Source organism: Mycobacterium sp. (genome assembly GCF_049683935.1).
In the GTDB taxonomy this organism is placed as follows: domain Bacteria; phylum Actinomycetota; class Actinomycetes; order Mycobacteriales; family Mycobacteriaceae; genus Mycobacterium.
Window position 1 is genome coordinate 28,762 of record NZ_JBAUJR010000211.1, and the last position, 15,271, is coordinate 44,032.

A 15,271-nucleotide genomic window follows, 5' to 3' on the forward strand; every position below is an offset into this window, starting at 1 on the left:
CCGTCTGTTAGTCCGAGCCGAAAGTGGTGCAGCCGTCTGCCGTTGCCGTCGACCGCGGCGAGGACGCCGGCTAGCGGGTCGAGCCACGCTGCACCGGTGAATGGGGGACCCGACGGCTACAGACGATACGTCGAGCCTTGGCCGGATGGCGGTATCGGCGCGTTTCCGTCCGCCGTCGTGGTCGTGGTCGTGGGCTTGAGGCTGCAGCCGCCGGCGTGGGTGAACGGGTAGATCATCTGCCGCAGATAGCTGGTGGGGTAGTCGGGTTTGGCGGCCATTCCGAGCTGGGTGGAGTCGAATCGCCAGGTGGGGTCGTAGGAGTAGGTGCGCATCAGGTGGTCCCACACCAGGGTGAACAGGCCGAAGTTGACGTCGCCGACGCCGGCCCATTTGAGGTGGTGGAAGCGGTGGCCTTCGTTGAGGGCTAAGACGTACTTGGCGGCACCGATGCGGTAGTCGGCGTTGGAGTGCTGCAGCAGCAGCTGGATTGCCACCGCCAGCGCCAGTACGGAGGCTACGTCGACGGGCAGTCCGATCAGGATCAGCGGTGCGACACCGGCGGCCATCTCAACGGTTTGGTGCAGTGGGTGCTTCATCAGGCCGTTGAGCCCGTAGAACCGGGTGATGCTGTGGTGCACCGCGTGAAAACGCCACAACACACCGATCTTGTGGCTGGCCAGATGTACGACGGTGATGCCGAGGTCCGCGACCAGGATCGCGGCGAGGACCTGTGCGATGAATGGCCAGCTGTGTGGCCACAACGGGGGTGCGGGGACGATCGCGGCCAGCAGCGGGATGGCGGCCACGCTTGCCAGGATGAGGGTTTCGTTGACCGCGACGTGGATGCGGTCGCGCGTGCTGTCGGCCCGGTCACGGTTCCACGCGGTGTCATACGGAATGACCAGCTCTACCAGGAACGTCGTCGTGATCGCGACGACCAGGACGGCCAGCAGCCAGTACTTCTGGGCGCCGCCGGCGGTGAAGACGATGCCGACGCCGTTGAGGCCGATCAGCATGAACGGCACGTAGCCGTAGCGGGCCACCGCCTGGGCCGCGGTAGCCGCCGTCGATGTCGGAGAAGTCGTGCTCATGCCGTGAATCGTCGCGGTCACCGATGCGGCGGCGCTTGAATGATCCGGCTAAAGGCCGGCTTCGAGGTCCCAGGACACGTGCCGGCTCAGCACCGAGGGCGCCAGGCCGAACATCTCGCGGGTGGTGCGGGTCAGGTGAGCGCTATCAGCGAACCCCGCACCGTGCGCGGCGATGGTCAGGTCATCACCGGCCTGCACCCGCATGACCGCGAGCCGCAACCGCGACCACAGCACGTAGCGGCGTAGCGGGATGCCGACCTGATCAGTGAATAGATGCGTCAACCTGCTCGCCGAGAGGCCTACTTGGGCAGCGAGACCCGTACCGCTGACGGGGCCTGCGGCGACAAGGCTGGGCAGGAGGCGTAGCGCGTCATCAACGGCGGGATGGCGTGGCGTTGCTCCGTCTCCGGTCAGGACGGGCGCCAGGTGCTCGACCAGCTCGTCCACCACGGCGGCCAGAGTTCGTCGTCGCGTCGACGTCAACACGGGAGCAACAGTCCACCCGGAATGGACCGCGCGCAGATGTGCCGACCGCCCCGGCACGGACTCCGGTTCCAAGAACACAACCGTGCCCTCCTGCGCGCCGACCTCGATCCGGTGTGGCGCATCGGCGGGCACGACCACCTTCGTGCCGCGATGCCCGATGCCGTGCCCGTCACGCACCGTCAAAGGTGTAGTGGCCGTTATGATTTGGACGGCGTGGTGGGCGTGAACATCAGTGGTACCGATCGATCCGGTAAACGCCAACACCCCCGGGCGCAGCAGCGCGGTCCCGCCCCAGCGGGGTGCACCGGTGGTATCACCGCCAGCCCGAGTCATCGCCACAAAACGATGCTAACGATCTCCCATGGCTGGATTCGCCGCGGCACCAGCAATGACAGGGCGATGAGTCGGACGTCGGCGGCATGGTCCGCCAGCGGCGGCGATGGGTCCGCGCGATGGATTGATGTCGGCCCCCGTACCGCACTGATCTGCACCGAACTCGCCGCGCTGCTCGCGCTACCGATGCACTTAGGCGCCGAATACAGAGGCGGGCGAGCACCCTCTGATGGAGCCCACGTTGTGCGCGGATACCCCGGAGGGGTATTTTGTGGTTGTATCCGCGGCGGGTGCCTCGTCGACTGGAAAGGCCTGTTGCTCGTGACGGCAAAAGAGAAATTCCGGCGGCTCATCCACAGTTCGACCACGCGGTCGATCGCCAAGTGAATCGGTGCAGGCGAAAGAGCGGCCGAAGCGCAGGGCAAGACGGTGGTCGCCGTCGGCTGGGACGGTCAGGCCCACGGCGTATTCCTCGTCCCAGATTCCGTGAAAACGACTAGCGACCAAGCGATCTCAGAGATGCGTTGGCTTAGTTTGACGCCTGTGCTCACACGAGCGGAGAAGTCAGGTGTTTACTCGCGGTGATCATGATCGCCGTGGTCGTCATGCGCAGGCACCGCGGGTGGGGCCGGAACTTCTGCCGTCGCCGGTGCAGCCGACTCGCCGGCAGGCTCGTTGACCGGCGGCGGGGCGGCCGGCTCGTGATTGCTGTCAGGGCTTTGAACATGCTCGCTGCTCGTCCCATGATCATTGCCCTCCGCGGGCTCGGCGCCAGCGCCGTGGTGATCGCTATGCGCATCGTCGGGGGTCGTCGCGTCGTGCTCGCCGTGCCCATCCTCGGGGGTCGCCCCGTGGTGACCACCGTCTGCGCTCGCTGGCGCATGGCCGTGCTGCAGTCCTGAAGCAACCCCCACCGTGGACGCCAGCGTCACGACACCGACTGCGCCCATGAGCACTAATGCGCTGCCGAACACCGGTACCGGCTGTCCTTGCAGGCCGCGGTACCACACCCAGCTGGCGCCCATCACGACGTAGATCTGAAGCAGCAGAGCGCAAAGGTCCGCGGCTTGGACCAATTCTGCTTCCCCAGCGTGGGGGCCGAACGGGGCTCCCGCGGTCCTGGACACGGCCCACAGAGCAATGGCTCCAAGGTTGACCATGATGCCGGCAGCAAGCACAGGAGTCGTGGTTCGTGTGAGAACCAGCCGCGCCCAGAGCAGTTGGAAGAGGGCGATCGATGTGAAGAACACGCCAGCGGGCATCCACTCCTGCCAGTGGGTGGGTACGACGGCGAAGTGGATGACCGCGGCGCCCAGCGAGGCGAGCGCCGCGAGCCGAGCCGCCAACCGGCTGTCGGTTTTCTTCGCTGTCCTTGGCGCCACCGAACCAGGATGACAGCGCCACCCGCGACAGCGGTTGCATGACACCACATCTCAACACGACCGAGATTCATTTGTCATCAACTACTGTCTTCCTACGTAGATGCCGTCGATGCCACCCTCTGAGTCTCGACCACCGCCGCTTGGCCGTGCGGTAGGACGCCCGCTCGCACTTAGCGTCGGCGAATGTAGCGATTTCGCGGGTCGTTGCTCGCTGCTGAAGAGCGGTCGCAAACATTCGTCCGGGATACGCGTGTCGGCGGGTCCCGGTGCGCAGTCGGACCTGCAATTGTTGACGTACTTCTTGGTGGATGTCGACTCTGATGGTCGGGGCAACCTCAAGCGTCGCCGCCAGTCCATAGCGGACCGGTGCCGCCAACCGGCCCACGTCCACGCGGCAGTCAACGTTGATCTCAGGCGCATCGCCCGCTGCGAACGCGACTGCCCGTTGTCCTTCGAGTATTTCGTGTTGCACGGTGCCGATACGGCGCCTCGACGACATCCGCGAGCATTGGCCGGGATATGCCACTTGCTTGGGTAGTGGCGGCGGCGTCTTAGGCGCTGCTATCGGGCGTCTACCTGCACGACAGGGTGTCTGAGACGGCAAATAACGCGCATTATGTGTATGTTTTGTGGAGCTTGTTGAGTCACTTTGCGGATTATTCTCGCCGCTTTCATGGTTAGGCGCTGTAGAGTTGCTGCTGACGAAGGAGGTGCTCGCGAGATGTCCGACTTGTTGATCAAGGCTGGGGACGACACCGCGCGGATGGACACCCACGAGGTTGTCGCCTACCTTCTGGCGCGCCTCGGACCCACCCTGACGGCGTATATCGCCAGTTCACGAAGTCGTGCGATGCCAGCCCGGTGGGCCACCCCTCCGGGGGAGCGCAACCACGCCGAACCCTCGACTGAGAAAGCGCGGCGGCTGACGGCAACGCATACCGTCTTCTGGCTGATCGAGGAAGCCGAAAACGACCAGGTTGCCCGGAACTGGCTGATTTCTGCGAATCCTCGCCTAGACGGGATCACGCCGGCGCAACTGCTACGCGAAGATCAGTTTGGTGCTGTCTTTCGCGCCGCGGACGCGTTTATCACCGACACCTACCATGCCTAGTCACTCGTGACGTCGACTCTTCCTATACTCAGCCCGTTCGCTGTGTACAGAGAGGCAGGCGCGGGTGTCGTTGGTGGGTGCGACTATCTGCGCGTCGAGTGGGCTAAACATCGTTGCGAGTTCGGGTCAGAGTGTCTTTCGAGTGGCTCGGACGCAGTACGGTCCGGTTAATCCACCCCCGCGCGTTCCGGGTGAACATCCGGTCGAGGACTGGTCGCGATGGGATACGCCGGGGCGAACCATATACGGATGTTCCTCGGCGACAGGCGCTTTCGTTGAAGTGTTGGAGTATATCCGACCGGACCCGCCGGCGACGCTGCTGAGTGACCTCTTCGACGACGTGGAGCCCGATGACGCCGCGACGTTCGCCGCGCAGATTGCGAAGGAGTTGCCACAGCACGGGGCGATGCCCTACCGGTCAATCTCGAAGGGCTGGCGGGAAATGCGCTCCCTCTACGAACTTCAATTGCCCTACAGCGGTTGGTTCGTCGACGTCACTGGCGCCGAATCGATCTCGGTGCTTTCCGAACGGCTGGGCTCGACTCTGCTGGCTGAGTGTGAGGTCGAGCACCTGACCCTCAGCGAGCTGACCAGCTCATCCGAAGACCTGAAGAAGCTCACGACGGGCATCGCAACGTGGATTCGAGACCGGACGGTTCTGTTCGACGGGGAGCGTCCGCACGGGATTGTTTACCCGTCCAAATGGGGTACGACGCTGGGCGACAACTACGCGATGTGGCTGCGGCGTACAGACGACGGGACTGGCCCCGATCCGGTGACCGAGATAGAACCCTCCAGCATCGGCAAGCACACAAAACCCTTTGTTGACGCGGCAAGATTGCGCGGCATGCGGATATTCTGAGCGCGACTAGCTGTACTGACCTGAGAGGTTAGGTATGCGGGTGGCGGGTGGTTGGCCGCCGAGTGCGGTGTGGCCGCGGTGGTAATTGTAGGTGTGTAGCCAGATCGGGAACTGCTCGCAGCGCTGGGCGTCGCTGGTGTTAGAGCCGGGTATAGGCCCATTCGTCGCCGAGGGTTTGGTGAAATCTTTCTACCTTGCCGTTGGTTTGCGGCCGGTACGGCCGAGAGCGGCCGTGCTCGCGGTCGCGGGCGGCGTCGGCGCGGTAGAACCGTTCGAATACCCGGGTGATGCATTCGGCAGCGATTCCCTCGCCATTGTCGGCGACGGCGATCGTCAGCCGGTCGCCGTCGCGGACACAGCCGAGTTCGACAGAACCGCCCGGTGGAGTGTGCCGCAGCGCATTCTCGAGCAGATTGCCCAGGACTCCGCCCGCGTCACCCCGAAGCTGTGGGAAGACGAGCACCGGCTGCTGTCAGTCGGCTTCCACCAAGCCAAGAGACTCTGGCCCCGGTGTGAACGGATTTGTGAACGAAACAGTGCGTAAAGCGTGAGATGAGGCCGAACGAGAATGACACTGGAGACGCATTAAGTGACCTGACCTGGGCATTCAGGACACAACTGACCGCGTGAGGCGGCGACTGACCGGCTCATAACCCAGAGGTCGCAGGTTGCGCCAGCGCACGGCATGGTCGGCTCCATGGGCCGCGACGACAACCAGCAGGTTGACGCCGATCGTCCAGCAGCCCCTCGCAGGTATTCGTGGATAACAACGGTTATCCATGCGCGGCGTTTCTACTTGGAACCGGCGGGATGAGTGCGGTGCCAACTCGGATCTCGAGACTGTAACCCGCCCACATCGCCGCGGAACCAACTAGGCCACGCGGCTCACGATCCGCTCAACGGCGCAGGCAGGGGAGGAGAGAGGCGTTCAGCATACTTCAGTGCGCACCGCATGCGATGGTCACGATGGAGACACGTCGGTGAACGCTGCATGTCGAGCTGCTCTTCCGGTTACGGTTCGGCAAGGTCGTCCGAGCGACAGCTGGCCGCGGGACGACAGGGTTTGGGCGACGGACGCGGGTGCGCCCGCGCGTCATCGGCGAGAGAGTGCGCGGGACTACTCAACTGCTAAGGGGGAGAATCGATGTGGGCGGACAACGAGACCGACTTCGACTTGTTGGGTTTCGACTATCTGGTCGACGGCCTCGTCGTCGCCTTGACCGAGCCCCGATTGTTGCCGGTGACGATCGGGGTGCTGGGGGATTGGGGATCGGGTAAGAGCAGCTTGATGCTGATCGCCGCCGCCGAACTAGACGCCGAGCGTCGGTCCGACACCGGCGGACAGAGCGCTGATGACGACGACGCCGATCACGACGGGGATGAGGATAAGGACGGCGACGCCCCGCCATACTTGTGCGTTCCGTTCAGTCCTTGGCAGTACGAGGACCTTGAAGACGTCAAGGTTGCGTTGATGAACGCCGTCCTGGACGCCTTCGAGCGCCGGTTCCCGGCCACCGCCGAGGAGGTGGGGCGCTTGCGCGCCTTCGTCGGCACGATCAAACGGTGGGCCCGCCGCGCCGGACGGATGGGGGCGACCGTCGTCCCGACGGGGGCGCCGATGCTGATGCAGGCACTGGCCCCCGACACCGACCCGGACACCCTCATACTTTTCGGCGAGGCCGCCAAGGCGATCGCCGCGCCGGTCAAGGACAGCCTCGCCGAGCCGGAGCCGACAGCGCCGGCCGACCCCGAGCCGCCTATCACCGATGTCACGCAGTTCCGTGCACGCTTCGCGGCACTCGTCGAGGGCCAACCGTCCATCGACGCGGTCGTCGTTTTCGTGGACGACCTGGACCGCTGTCTACCCGAGACGGTGGTCGATACGTTGGAGGCGATACGTCTTTTCCTCAACACTCCCAAGACGGCTTACGTGCTGGCCCTTAACCAAGCGGTGGTGGAATCGGCGATCGACGCGCGCTACCCCGATCTCAAGCGCGAAGACGGCGCCGGGCTGGGGCGTGACTACTTGGAGAAGATGCTGCAACTCAAGGTCGCCATACCGCCGCTGTCGGCGCCGGAAGCCGAGACCTACGCCAACCTGCTGATCGCCGAGCTGCATTTGGACGACGACAGCTTCGACGACGTCGTCGATGCGGCCGAAAGGAATCGCCGCGTCAACGGACTCGCCGTCGCGTTCAACGCCGGCATCGCCGGTGAGGTCCTCGGAGACATTCCACCAGCGATGGCAGCCGACCTCGGGTGGGCGGCCAACATTATGCCGGTCCTGGGCACCTCCCTGCGCGGCAATCCCCGCCAACTCAAGCGCCTTATGAACAACCTGCTCCTCAAACACCGCAGCGCCGCCCGGCGCGAAGTCGACCTCAAACTGCCCGAACTCGCGAAACTGATGGTGCTGGAGGATCAACACAACTCCGACTTCCAGAAACTGTTCGATTGGCAGATCCCCGCCGACGGACCCTCGCCTGAGTTGGCCGCCGCGGAGACTTACGCCCGCACGTCATCCGAACAACCACCGGCGGCCAGCGGTGGGGAATCCGACCCTCCTTCGGCACCACGACGCGCCACCGGGACGCGGTCAGGGGCAACCACCGACACCGACGCCACGACCGGTGAGGCCGACCTCGACGCCGACGTGCGGGCGTGGGCTGACAAGCCCCACATCGGCGAATGGTTGAGGCTCGATCCGCCGTTGAAGTCGGTCGATCTGCGGCCCTACTTCACCTATTCACGGGACAAACTGTCCTTCGGCGTGTCGGCGTCGCGGCTCGCGCCGCGCCTGCAAATCCTGCTGACCAACGTGCAATCCGAGGTCGAGCAGGCCCGGCGAAAGCACTACCCGGCCGTGGCCGACCTGGACCCCTCCGAACGCGCCCAGTTCTTCGAGGCCCTGCTCGACCGTGTGACGCGAAACCCGTCGGGCATCGCCCTGACCGCCGCCATCGAGCTGGCGGAACTGAACGCCGACGTGGTCGATGCGCTCGGTGACACCTTGCTGCGCATCGCGCCCGCGAGCATCCCGGTCACGGCGGGCGGCTTTGTCGTCCGCCGCCTGCCTGTGGAGCATCCGAAGATCCAACGGGTCCTGGATCGATGGCAAAACGCGGGCGGCGGTTTGCGGGGCATCGTGCAGACGGCGCTTCGGGCACGTGAGGCGCAGCAGAAACGGGGGGCGCGGGATGGGAACCTCCGCTGACAGGTCGGCGGGCAGTGGGGGAGCGTGGACGCCGCTGAAGTACGCCGCCGCCTCCTACGTCCGCCACCTCGACGGCCCCGACTCCGCTGCACGCGCTCGGCGCGTTCTGGGCCGCCACGTGCCGTTGCTCGGGGGTGCGGGCGGGGCGGCGACCTCGGCCCGGGCCGGGGCCGCGGGCATCCAGAACCTGGGTGCACTGTTGTCGGGCATCGGTGCCGGAGGCCTGGCCGAGGCACTCTCGACCATCGGCCTGGTCGATCTGATCGGACGCGACCGCTTCACGGTGCTCGACGAACTGATCGGATTCATCGCCGGAGACGGCGACGATCTGGACGCCCAGGCAGCCCGCGACGCGGCGTGCGACGTCCTGGACGAGGTGTTCGGTGACGCCGACCAATGGGAGGAACTCGCCGACGTCCGCATCGACGGGGTCGACCTGCTGGCGCTGCTGCAGAGCTTCCTGGCGCTCTACGTCTACAACCGGGTGCCCGTCGTCGCCGAGCGGCTATCCCGACTGTCTGACCCGGTCGCCATGCGAAGGGCCGATCAGGAAATGCGACAGATCATCGCCGACCTGGTCGCCATCCACTTGCCAGAGGATCCCTTCGCCGTCGACTGGCGAGGCGAACAAGGCCGCGGGCTCGCCGAAGATGCCATCAGCAGTGCCTACCAGGCGATCAGCGCCCTCGACGACGGAGACGAGTCATGAGCTCCTACCGGATGCGCATCGCCCTGGACGAGGACGACACCGAGTCACCGGAGGTCCAGCTCTTGGACTGGAGGCCGGGGAGTTCGGTGTCCACGGTCCAAGTCGGCAAGGCCGGCGCCCGGTTCTTTGAGGGTTGGCGCCCCCCGCGCGAGGCCCTGGATCTGGCACTACTGGGCGCGGCCGCCTACTGCGCCGACAAGGTATCGCTGCGACGCCTGACCGCGGATCGGTGGACCAGGGAACTCGACCTCGAGCTGCCCGTGCAGGACGCCGGTCGGTGGGCCGATGCTGACTGGTCATCAGTGCTGAGCTTCCTGACCGGTGACCGCTGGGCGGTTACCGCCCGCACCGACGACCACGATCCGCTCGTCGCGGTGCCAAAGGTGCCGGCCGCAGTGACTGCGGTGGGCGAGGCGGACGCGGTGTGCTTGTTCTCCGGCGGCCTGGATTCCTTGTGCGGTGTCGTCGATCTCCTCGAAGGCGACCCGGCGTTGCGGTTGTGCCTGCTCTCCCATCACGAAGGAGGTCAGGCATCCACCGCCCAAGAAGCCCTCCTCGCCGAACTATTCGAGCACTATGGTCCCGATCGACTGGTGTCCAAGAGGCTATTCCTACGACCAGCACCCCCTAACGCCGCGCAGGCCCGGCCGCTGCCGGCCCGGCGGGAGAACACCACCCGCGCACGGTCGTTGCTGTTCTTGACCACCGCCGTGGCCCTGGCGGCGTCGGTGGGCCCGACCACCCCGGTGTTCATCCCCGAGAACGGCTTCATCGGCATCAACGTCCCGCTCACCCGGGCAAGGTCGGGAAGCTACAGCACCCGCACCACGCACCCACACTTCATCAAGACCTTCACCGAGGCAGCGGCTCGCTGCGGGGTGAACAATCCGGTCCTTAATCCCTACCGCCTCACCCCCAAGGGACAGATGCTCGCCTACACCCTCAACCCCGACCTGTTGCGGCGCCTCGCGCCGCTGAGCGTGTCCTGCTCGCACCCGGAGGCCGCGCGCTACGTCCAGCGCGACCAAGGCAACTGCGGGTACTGCTTCCCGTGTCTCATCCGTCGTGCCTCGATGGCTCACGTGGGCTGGGACAGCGCCGACGGCTACGCCTGGGACGCACTTGACGGCAGCGATCTGCTGTCCCGAGCGACGCGGCGGGCCAGTGACCTGCGCGCCGTGGTCAACGGCGTCTTCGCTGACCGCCCCGATCGCGACGTCTTGCGCAACGGACCGATCCCCGACGGCGAGCAGCGCGCCTTTCTCCGCGTATGGCGTGCCGGCCTGGAGGAGCTCCGCAGCTGGTTGCAGGGCGCCACGGGGGCGACCGCCGAACTGATCCGGGGGTTGCAGTGACCGATCTCGGGCCGCTGCTAGACAGCCACTGCCACCTCGGTGCCTACGATGACCCGGTCGCGGTGATGGACGCCGCGGCTGCGGCCAATGTGTCCCTGGTGGCCGTCACCGAAAGCCCAGAGGAGTTCCGCCGCTTGAGGACTCGGTTGGGAAGGCGACCGACCATCGAGGTGGCCCTAGGCCTACATCCTCTGCGCGCCGCTTCTTTCCGGCCCGCCGACATCGCCAGGTTTTTTCGCTGCATGCCGCAGACCCGCTGGATCGGCGAGGTCGGGCTCGACTTCTCGCAGCACGGAATCGCGACCAAGAAGCACCAACTCCGAGTCTTCGACATCGTGCTGACTGAAGCCCAGCCCGGGCGCCACCCCCTCACCGTGCACAGCCGCGGCGCAGAGGCCGACGTCATCAATCTGCTGTCGCAGGCGCGGGTGCCCGCCGTGATGCATTGGTACACCGGGCCGCTCAAGCTCATCGACGACGCCCTCGCCGCCGGCCTGCATTTCTCCGTCAACCCCGCCATGATCCGATCCAAGCGATTCGGATCCTTCATTACGCACGTGCCCGCCGAGCGGATCCTCCTGGAAACCGACGGGCCGTATGCCAAGACATCAGGTCGCCCGGCGCAACCCACCGATCTGGTATCGCTGGTCAACCAACTCGCAGTCACGTGGCAGGTGACGCCAGTCGACGCCGCGCAAACGCTGCGACGAAACCATGACCAACTGCAACGCGTGGCCGGCTGATTCAGCCCAGCCCAGCTCCGCGCGGGCCGTCGGGGTCAAGGTTCGTTGGTTCGTCGATGACTCGCGGGCGCGGGACGGCCAGGCGCATCGAGGACGCCGCGACAATGCGCGAATCTTGGACACAAGATTGAGAATCACTGGTGTGGTCATTGCGTGAGAACGCCGTCGCCGTCGCACTTCAAGGCTTCGCGAGTGAATGTGAAATCCTAGAAGCCAAAACCAGAGGCCGAACGTCTGCCGATCGACATGGATAATGACGATTATTCATCGAGCAGTGCTCCGGCGGTGTCGCGCGACGGTGTGGGGAAATGATGTCGTCACGGACGAGCCGCCCGTCGTGGCTGCGGTTGTCTTGGAAATCACCATTTGACGGTAGATGTCGGGATCACGGGACGCCGGCGCGACTTGACCGACAAATTAAGCCGTAGTCGCAAGGTTGCTCCTGGGCATGACGCCGCATCGCCCATTTGAAGACGGGACATCGCCCATCCTGAGCGAGCGTGTCATGCAGGCACCGAAAGGCGGCTAATTCGGGTCTAAACCGAAACCCCCGCTGTGCCAGGACTGTGCCAAGACGCGCGAAAACGGGCGAGATGCGAGCGATGCGGTGAGACGCGTGGGATCCGCTGACCCGGACATATACGTACGCAATAGACGCACGGAGACGCTGGACAGGTGGGTGAAAGGCATTTACACACCAGCGGTCGGCGGTTCGATACCGTCCGCGCCCACCGATGTTCATTCAGGTTCTGTGATCAGATGCCGACCACGCGGACCAGCTTCTCGAGGCCGGTGAAATCGTCTGCATTCCTGGTGTAGAGATCGAGTCGGTTCGCGTGAGCGGTAGCCGCGATCAACAGGTCCGCAAATCGGCTCCGTGGTTTTCTTCCTCTGCCGACGACCGCTGCGACGATCAGCCCGTAGCTGCGTGCGGCAGCGCCGTCGAAAGGCAGGGGTTCGAGTCGGGAGTCGACCTCCTGCAAGCGGTTCTGTCGTCTTGCAGCCTCGATGGGCGTCGCGGCGAGCAGCGGGCCCGCCGCCAACTCGGCCGCTGTGATCGCCGAAATCGCTATCTCATCCGGCAATGCGGCAATGACGATCGGATCGTGCCAGTCGACCACCACCGAGGTGTCGATCAAGCCTGCCGCCACCTAGATGCCTTGATCGATCATCGTGTCGAGATCCGCACGGAACCGTTGATGGTCGATGCGCACAGCAGCGCGGGCCAGATCCTCGACTTCGTCACGACCGATGAACGTTCGCCGCCCCGGCCGAATCGGCCGGAGTTCCGCTACGGGCTCACCATTGCGGGTTACGACGAACGTCTCGCCGGACGCGACAGCATCGATGACCTTCGCGTTCTCGTTGCGGAGGTCGCGCTGCGGAATCGTCCTGGCCATGTGGCAAGCGTAGCAAGATGTGCTACGTCGCGCTACACGGTCGTAGTAATGGTCGCGACGCGACCGGTTCAGCAGCAGCCCTTGGCTTTCCGCTCCGCCAGGTGCGCGTGCGCCGTGTTGTCGCCCCCGCCCACCGCGGTGAGGAACTCGTCGAGATCCACCCGGTGACCGCCCAGCCAGGTGCCCGCCACCCGGACTGCGTCGATGATCTCGGCCGGTTCCACCGTCCACGGGTCGGCGGTCAGCTCGACGAAGTCGGCAAGCTTGCCCGGGGTGATCGACCCGACGAGGTTCTCGCGATGCAGGGTGCGCGCGGCGTTGATGGTCTGGGCCCGCCAGGCCTGATCCAGCGAGATCGCCTGCTCGGGTCCGTGCACCGTGCCGTTGCGGGTGAGCCGGGTGACCGCGGTGGCGATGTTGATCACCGGTGTCGGTGGCGAGACCGATCCGTCGTTGTGCAGCGATACGCACGCGCCTGAGTCCACGGCGTCGGCGAAGGCCGCCCATCGGGCGCCGTGCTCCGGGTCGAACATCGCGCCGTCGAGCAGTTCGCCCCAGTAGTAGTACTGGAACGGCGCCATCGACACGTGCACCCCCAGCCGCGCCGCCCGGTCAAAATGCGCGCGGGTCCCCGCGCCGCAGTGCTCCAGGCGCCAGCGGTGGTCGGTGCCCAGCAGGGAGTATTTGTTCAGCGCGTCCTCGTAGGCATCCAATGCCAGGTCCAGCGCGAGGTCGCCGTTGGCGTGGAAGGCCATCTGCCAACCCTTGGGCGCCGCGTGGTCGAGGATCTCGTCGAGCTGCGCGCGCGAGTAGTTCATCGAGTGGGCGCCGCCCGCGACGGCCGGGTCGATGCCTGCGGTCCGGGTGGCCTCGGTGTCGAGGTAGGGGAACGAGATCGCGATGTTGCCGACCCACGGTGAGCCGTCGGTCCACAGCTTGACACCGGCCTTGGTCAGCCAGGATTCGCCGGCGCCGAAAGTGGTTGGCTCGGAGTAGGTATCGGTGATCGACATCTCCCACATGCTGACCCGAAGCGGGCACGACGGTGCGGCGGCCAGTGCCTCGTAGCCGGCGGCGAACTTCGGGTCGTAGGTCATGTCGGAGGTCGAGGTGTAACCGCCCCGCGACATCAGCGCGTAGTAGTGGGCCCCCGACAGCAGTGGGTCACCCATCTGCGTGATCAGTGGCATCGTCACCGCGGTGACCACCGGCAACTCGAATCCCTGGCCGTTGAGCGAACCGTCGGCGTTGCGGCCGAAATGGGAGGCGACCGGATCCTCCGGCGGGTCGGTGTCCCAGCCGTGGAGTCTGATGAGCGCGGTGTTGAAGTACACGCCGTGTCCGGAGTTGTCGGTGATCACCGTGACGCGGTCGCCGAAGATCTCGTCGAGTTCGGCGGCATGTGGTGCCGGGTGGCCGTGCAGGAGCGCGTCGTAGCCGGCGAACCACAGTGGCGTGGCGGGATCGGTGCCGGCGATCGCATCGGCGAACACCTTCTGCACGTCGGGCCAGGCGGGGGCGTCCCACGGTGCGATCGACCGGGCCGGCGCTTGGGTGGCAACCCCGCTGATCAGCGGATGTCCATGTGGCTCAACAAATCCCGGTGCGAGCGCGGCAGCGCCGGTGTCGACGACTTCGGCACCGGGCAGTGCCGCTCGGCAGTCCTCGAGGCTGCCCACCGCCACGATGGTGTCACCGGATACCGCCACCGCCCGGGCCCGTGGAAGGTCGTCGTCCATGGTGATGATGGTGTTTGCGGTCAAGATCAGTTCCGCCATGGGGGACAGTCTGACACCCGAACCACCTGCCTTTCGGCGAATCGAGCTGTGAGACGCTGCCGTGGTGTTTTCAGCTGGGGGCCGTGCGGTCGGAATCGTCGCCGGTGCCGTCGCCGACGTGATGTTCGGCGACCCCAGGCGTGCTCATCCGGTGGCGCTGTTCGGCACCGGTGCGGCGGCGGTGGAACAACACAGCTACTCCGACAGCCGGGTCGCCGGGGTGGCTCATACCACCGGACTGCTTGTCGCCGTGGCCGCGGTTGGTGCCCTCGCGGAGGGAGTCGGTGGCCGGCGCGGAGTGCTGCGTGAGGCGGCGACTGTTGCGACCGCGACGTTCATCGCGTTGGGCGGAACGACGCTGGGCCGGACCGGCGAACAGATGACGGGCCTGCTGGAGGCCGGAGACATCGACGGCGCCCGCCGGTTGCTGCCGTCGCTGTGTGGACGCGACCCGGCCGCTCTCGATGCCACCGGGCTCACCCGTGCGGCGCTGGAGTCGATCGCCGAGAACACCTCTGACGCGCAAGTCAGCCCCATCGTGTGGGCAGCGGTGGGCGGCACCCCCGCAGTACTGGTGTACCGCGCTGCCAACACCTTGGACGCGATGATCGGCAACCGCTCGCCGCGGTACGCTCGCTTCGGCTGGGCGGCAGCCCGTTTCGACGATCTGGCCAATCTCGCCGGCGCCCGGCTGACAGGCGTGCTGGTCGCCCTGTGCGCGCCCGTCGTCGGCGGATCGCCGGTGGCGGCACTGCGGGCATGGCGCCGCGACGCGCACAAACATCCCAGCCCGAACGCCGGCGTGGC

13 protein-coding genes and 1 pseudogene are annotated in these 15,271 nt (G+C 65.9%); 7 read left to right on the forward strand and 7 right to left on the reverse strand.

The window, feature by feature from the left end:
• Positions 1–116: 116 nt before the first annotated feature.
• The 3 genes from WA965_RS11955 to WA965_RS11965 form a co-directional block, all read right to left on the reverse strand.
• Positions 117–1,091, reverse strand: a complete 975-nt coding sequence (locus tag WA965_RS11955) for a sterol desaturase family protein (protein WP_526298989.1) — start codon at positions 1,089–1,091, stop codon at positions 117–119.
• Between the two features lie 48 nt (positions 1,092–1,139).
• Positions 1,140–1,910 (reverse strand): helix-turn-helix domain-containing protein, encoded by a 771-nt coding sequence (locus WA965_RS11960; protein ID WP_526299013.1) that lies wholly within the window; start codon positions 1,908–1,910, stop codon positions 1,140–1,142.
• 572 nt (positions 1,911–2,482) lie between these two features.
• Positions 2,483–3,340, reverse strand: a complete 858-nt coding sequence (locus tag WA965_RS11965; protein ID WP_526298991.1) for a hypothetical protein — start codon at positions 3,338–3,340, stop codon at positions 2,483–2,485.
• A gap of 673 nt (positions 3,341–4,013) precedes the next feature.
• Between WA965_RS11965 and WA965_RS11970 the strand changes: the two genes are divergently transcribed.
• Positions 4,014–4,403, forward strand: a complete 390-nt coding sequence (locus tag WA965_RS11970; RefSeq protein ID WP_013470149.1) for an antitoxin Xre/MbcA/ParS toxin-binding domain-containing protein — start codon at positions 4,014–4,016, stop codon at positions 4,401–4,403.
• Between the two features lie 340 nt (positions 4,404–4,743).
• Positions 4,744–5,265, forward strand: coding sequence for an RES domain-containing protein (locus WA965_RS11975; RefSeq protein ID WP_526298993.1), 522 nt, complete (start codon positions 4,744–4,746; stop codon positions 5,263–5,265).
• A gap of 6 nt (positions 5,266–5,271) precedes the next feature.
• Here WA965_RS11975 and WA965_RS11980 read toward each other — a convergent pair.
• Positions 5,272–5,689, reverse strand: a pseudogene (locus WA965_RS11980) (integrase core domain-containing protein); the annotation flags it as partial.
• Between the two features lie 720 nt (positions 5,690–6,409).
• Between WA965_RS11980 and WA965_RS11985 the strand changes: the two are divergent.
• Genes WA965_RS11985 through WA965_RS12000 form a run of 4 tightly spaced genes read left to right on the forward strand, consistent with a single transcriptional unit; the run spans position 6,410 to position 11,286 of the window.
• On the forward strand, positions 6,410–8,479 hold the full coding sequence (locus tag WA965_RS11985; RefSeq protein WP_526298995.1) for a P-loop NTPase fold protein: 2,070 nt from the start codon (positions 6,410–6,412) through the stop codon (positions 8,477–8,479).
• Positions 8,463–9,188, forward strand: coding sequence for a Qat anti-phage system associated protein QatB (locus tag WA965_RS11990; protein WP_526298997.1), 726 nt, complete (start codon positions 8,463–8,465; stop codon positions 9,186–9,188). Before WA965_RS11985 ends, WA965_RS11990 begins: the two co-directional genes overlap by 17 nt.
• A complete protein-coding gene (qatC, locus tag WA965_RS11995) occupies positions 9,185–10,543 on the forward strand; it encodes a Qat anti-phage system QueC-like protein QatC (RefSeq protein ID WP_526298999.1) in 1,359 nt (452 codons plus the stop codon). The genes WA965_RS11990 and qatC overlap by 4 nt, the downstream gene beginning before the upstream one ends.
• The gene (locus tag WA965_RS12000; protein WP_526299001.1) at positions 10,540–11,286 is read left to right on the forward strand and encodes a TatD family hydrolase; all 747 of its coding nucleotides are present in this window, start codon (positions 10,540–10,542) and stop codon (positions 11,284–11,286) included. Before qatC ends, WA965_RS12000 begins: the two co-directional genes overlap by 4 nt.
• Before the next feature lie 755 nt (positions 11,287–12,041).
• Here the strand turns inward: WA965_RS12000 and WA965_RS12005 are convergent.
• The 3 genes from WA965_RS12005 to WA965_RS12015 all read right to left on the reverse strand — a co-directional run bounded on the left by WA965_RS12005 (position 12,042) and on the right by WA965_RS12015 (position 14,464).
• Positions 12,042–12,437, reverse strand: coding sequence for a type II toxin-antitoxin system VapC family toxin (locus tag WA965_RS12005; protein ID WP_526299003.1), 396 nt, complete (start codon positions 12,435–12,437; stop codon positions 12,042–12,044).
• Positions 12,438–12,686 carry a type II toxin-antitoxin system Phd/YefM family antitoxin gene (locus WA965_RS12010; RefSeq protein ID WP_526299005.1) on the reverse strand — a complete coding sequence of 83 codons (249 nt, stop codon included), beginning with the start codon at positions 12,684–12,686 and terminating at the stop codon, positions 12,438–12,440.
• Between the two features lie 68 nt (positions 12,687–12,754).
• Positions 12,755–14,464, reverse strand: coding sequence for an amidohydrolase (locus WA965_RS12015; RefSeq protein ID WP_526299007.1), 1,710 nt, complete (start codon positions 14,462–14,464; stop codon positions 12,755–12,757).
• A gap of 121 nt (positions 14,465–14,585) precedes the next feature.
• On the opposite strand from WA965_RS12015, the gene WA965_RS12020 reads away from it, so the two are divergent.
• Positions 14,586–15,271 (forward strand): cobalamin biosynthesis protein CobD/CbiB (locus tag WA965_RS12020; RefSeq protein WP_526447562.1); only part of this gene is annotated, 686 nt, incomplete at its 3' end.

Bases quoted from the DNA above. Each gene is read 5' to 3' on its own strand.
- WA965_RS11955 (WP_526298989.1), bottom strand. From the start codon at position 1,091: ATGAGCACGACTTCTCCGACATCGACGGCGGCTACCGCGGCCCAGGCG.
- WA965_RS11960 (WP_526299013.1), bottom strand. From the start codon at position 1,910: ATGACTCGGGCTGGCGGTGATACCACCGGTGCACCCCGCTGGGGCGGG.
- WA965_RS11970 (WP_013470149.1), top strand. From the start codon at position 4,014: ATGTCCGACTTGTTGATCAAGGCTGGGGACGACACCGCGCGGATGGAC.
- WA965_RS11985 (WP_526298995.1), top strand. From the start codon at position 6,410: ATGTGGGCGGACAACGAGACCGACTTCGACTTGTTGGGTTTCGACTAT.
- WA965_RS11990 (WP_526298997.1), top strand. From the start codon at position 8,463: ATGGGAACCTCCGCTGACAGGTCGGCGGGCAGTGGGGGAGCGTGGACG.
- qatC (WP_526298999.1), top strand. From the start codon at position 9,185: ATGAGCTCCTACCGGATGCGCATCGCCCTGGACGAGGACGACACCGAG.
- WA965_RS12010 (WP_526299005.1), bottom strand. From the start codon at position 12,686: ATGGCCAGGACGATTCCGCAGCGCGACCTCCGCAACGAGAACGCGAAG.
- WA965_RS12015 (WP_526299007.1), bottom strand. From the start codon at position 14,464: ATGGCGGAACTGATCTTGACCGCAAACACCATCATCACCATGGACGAC.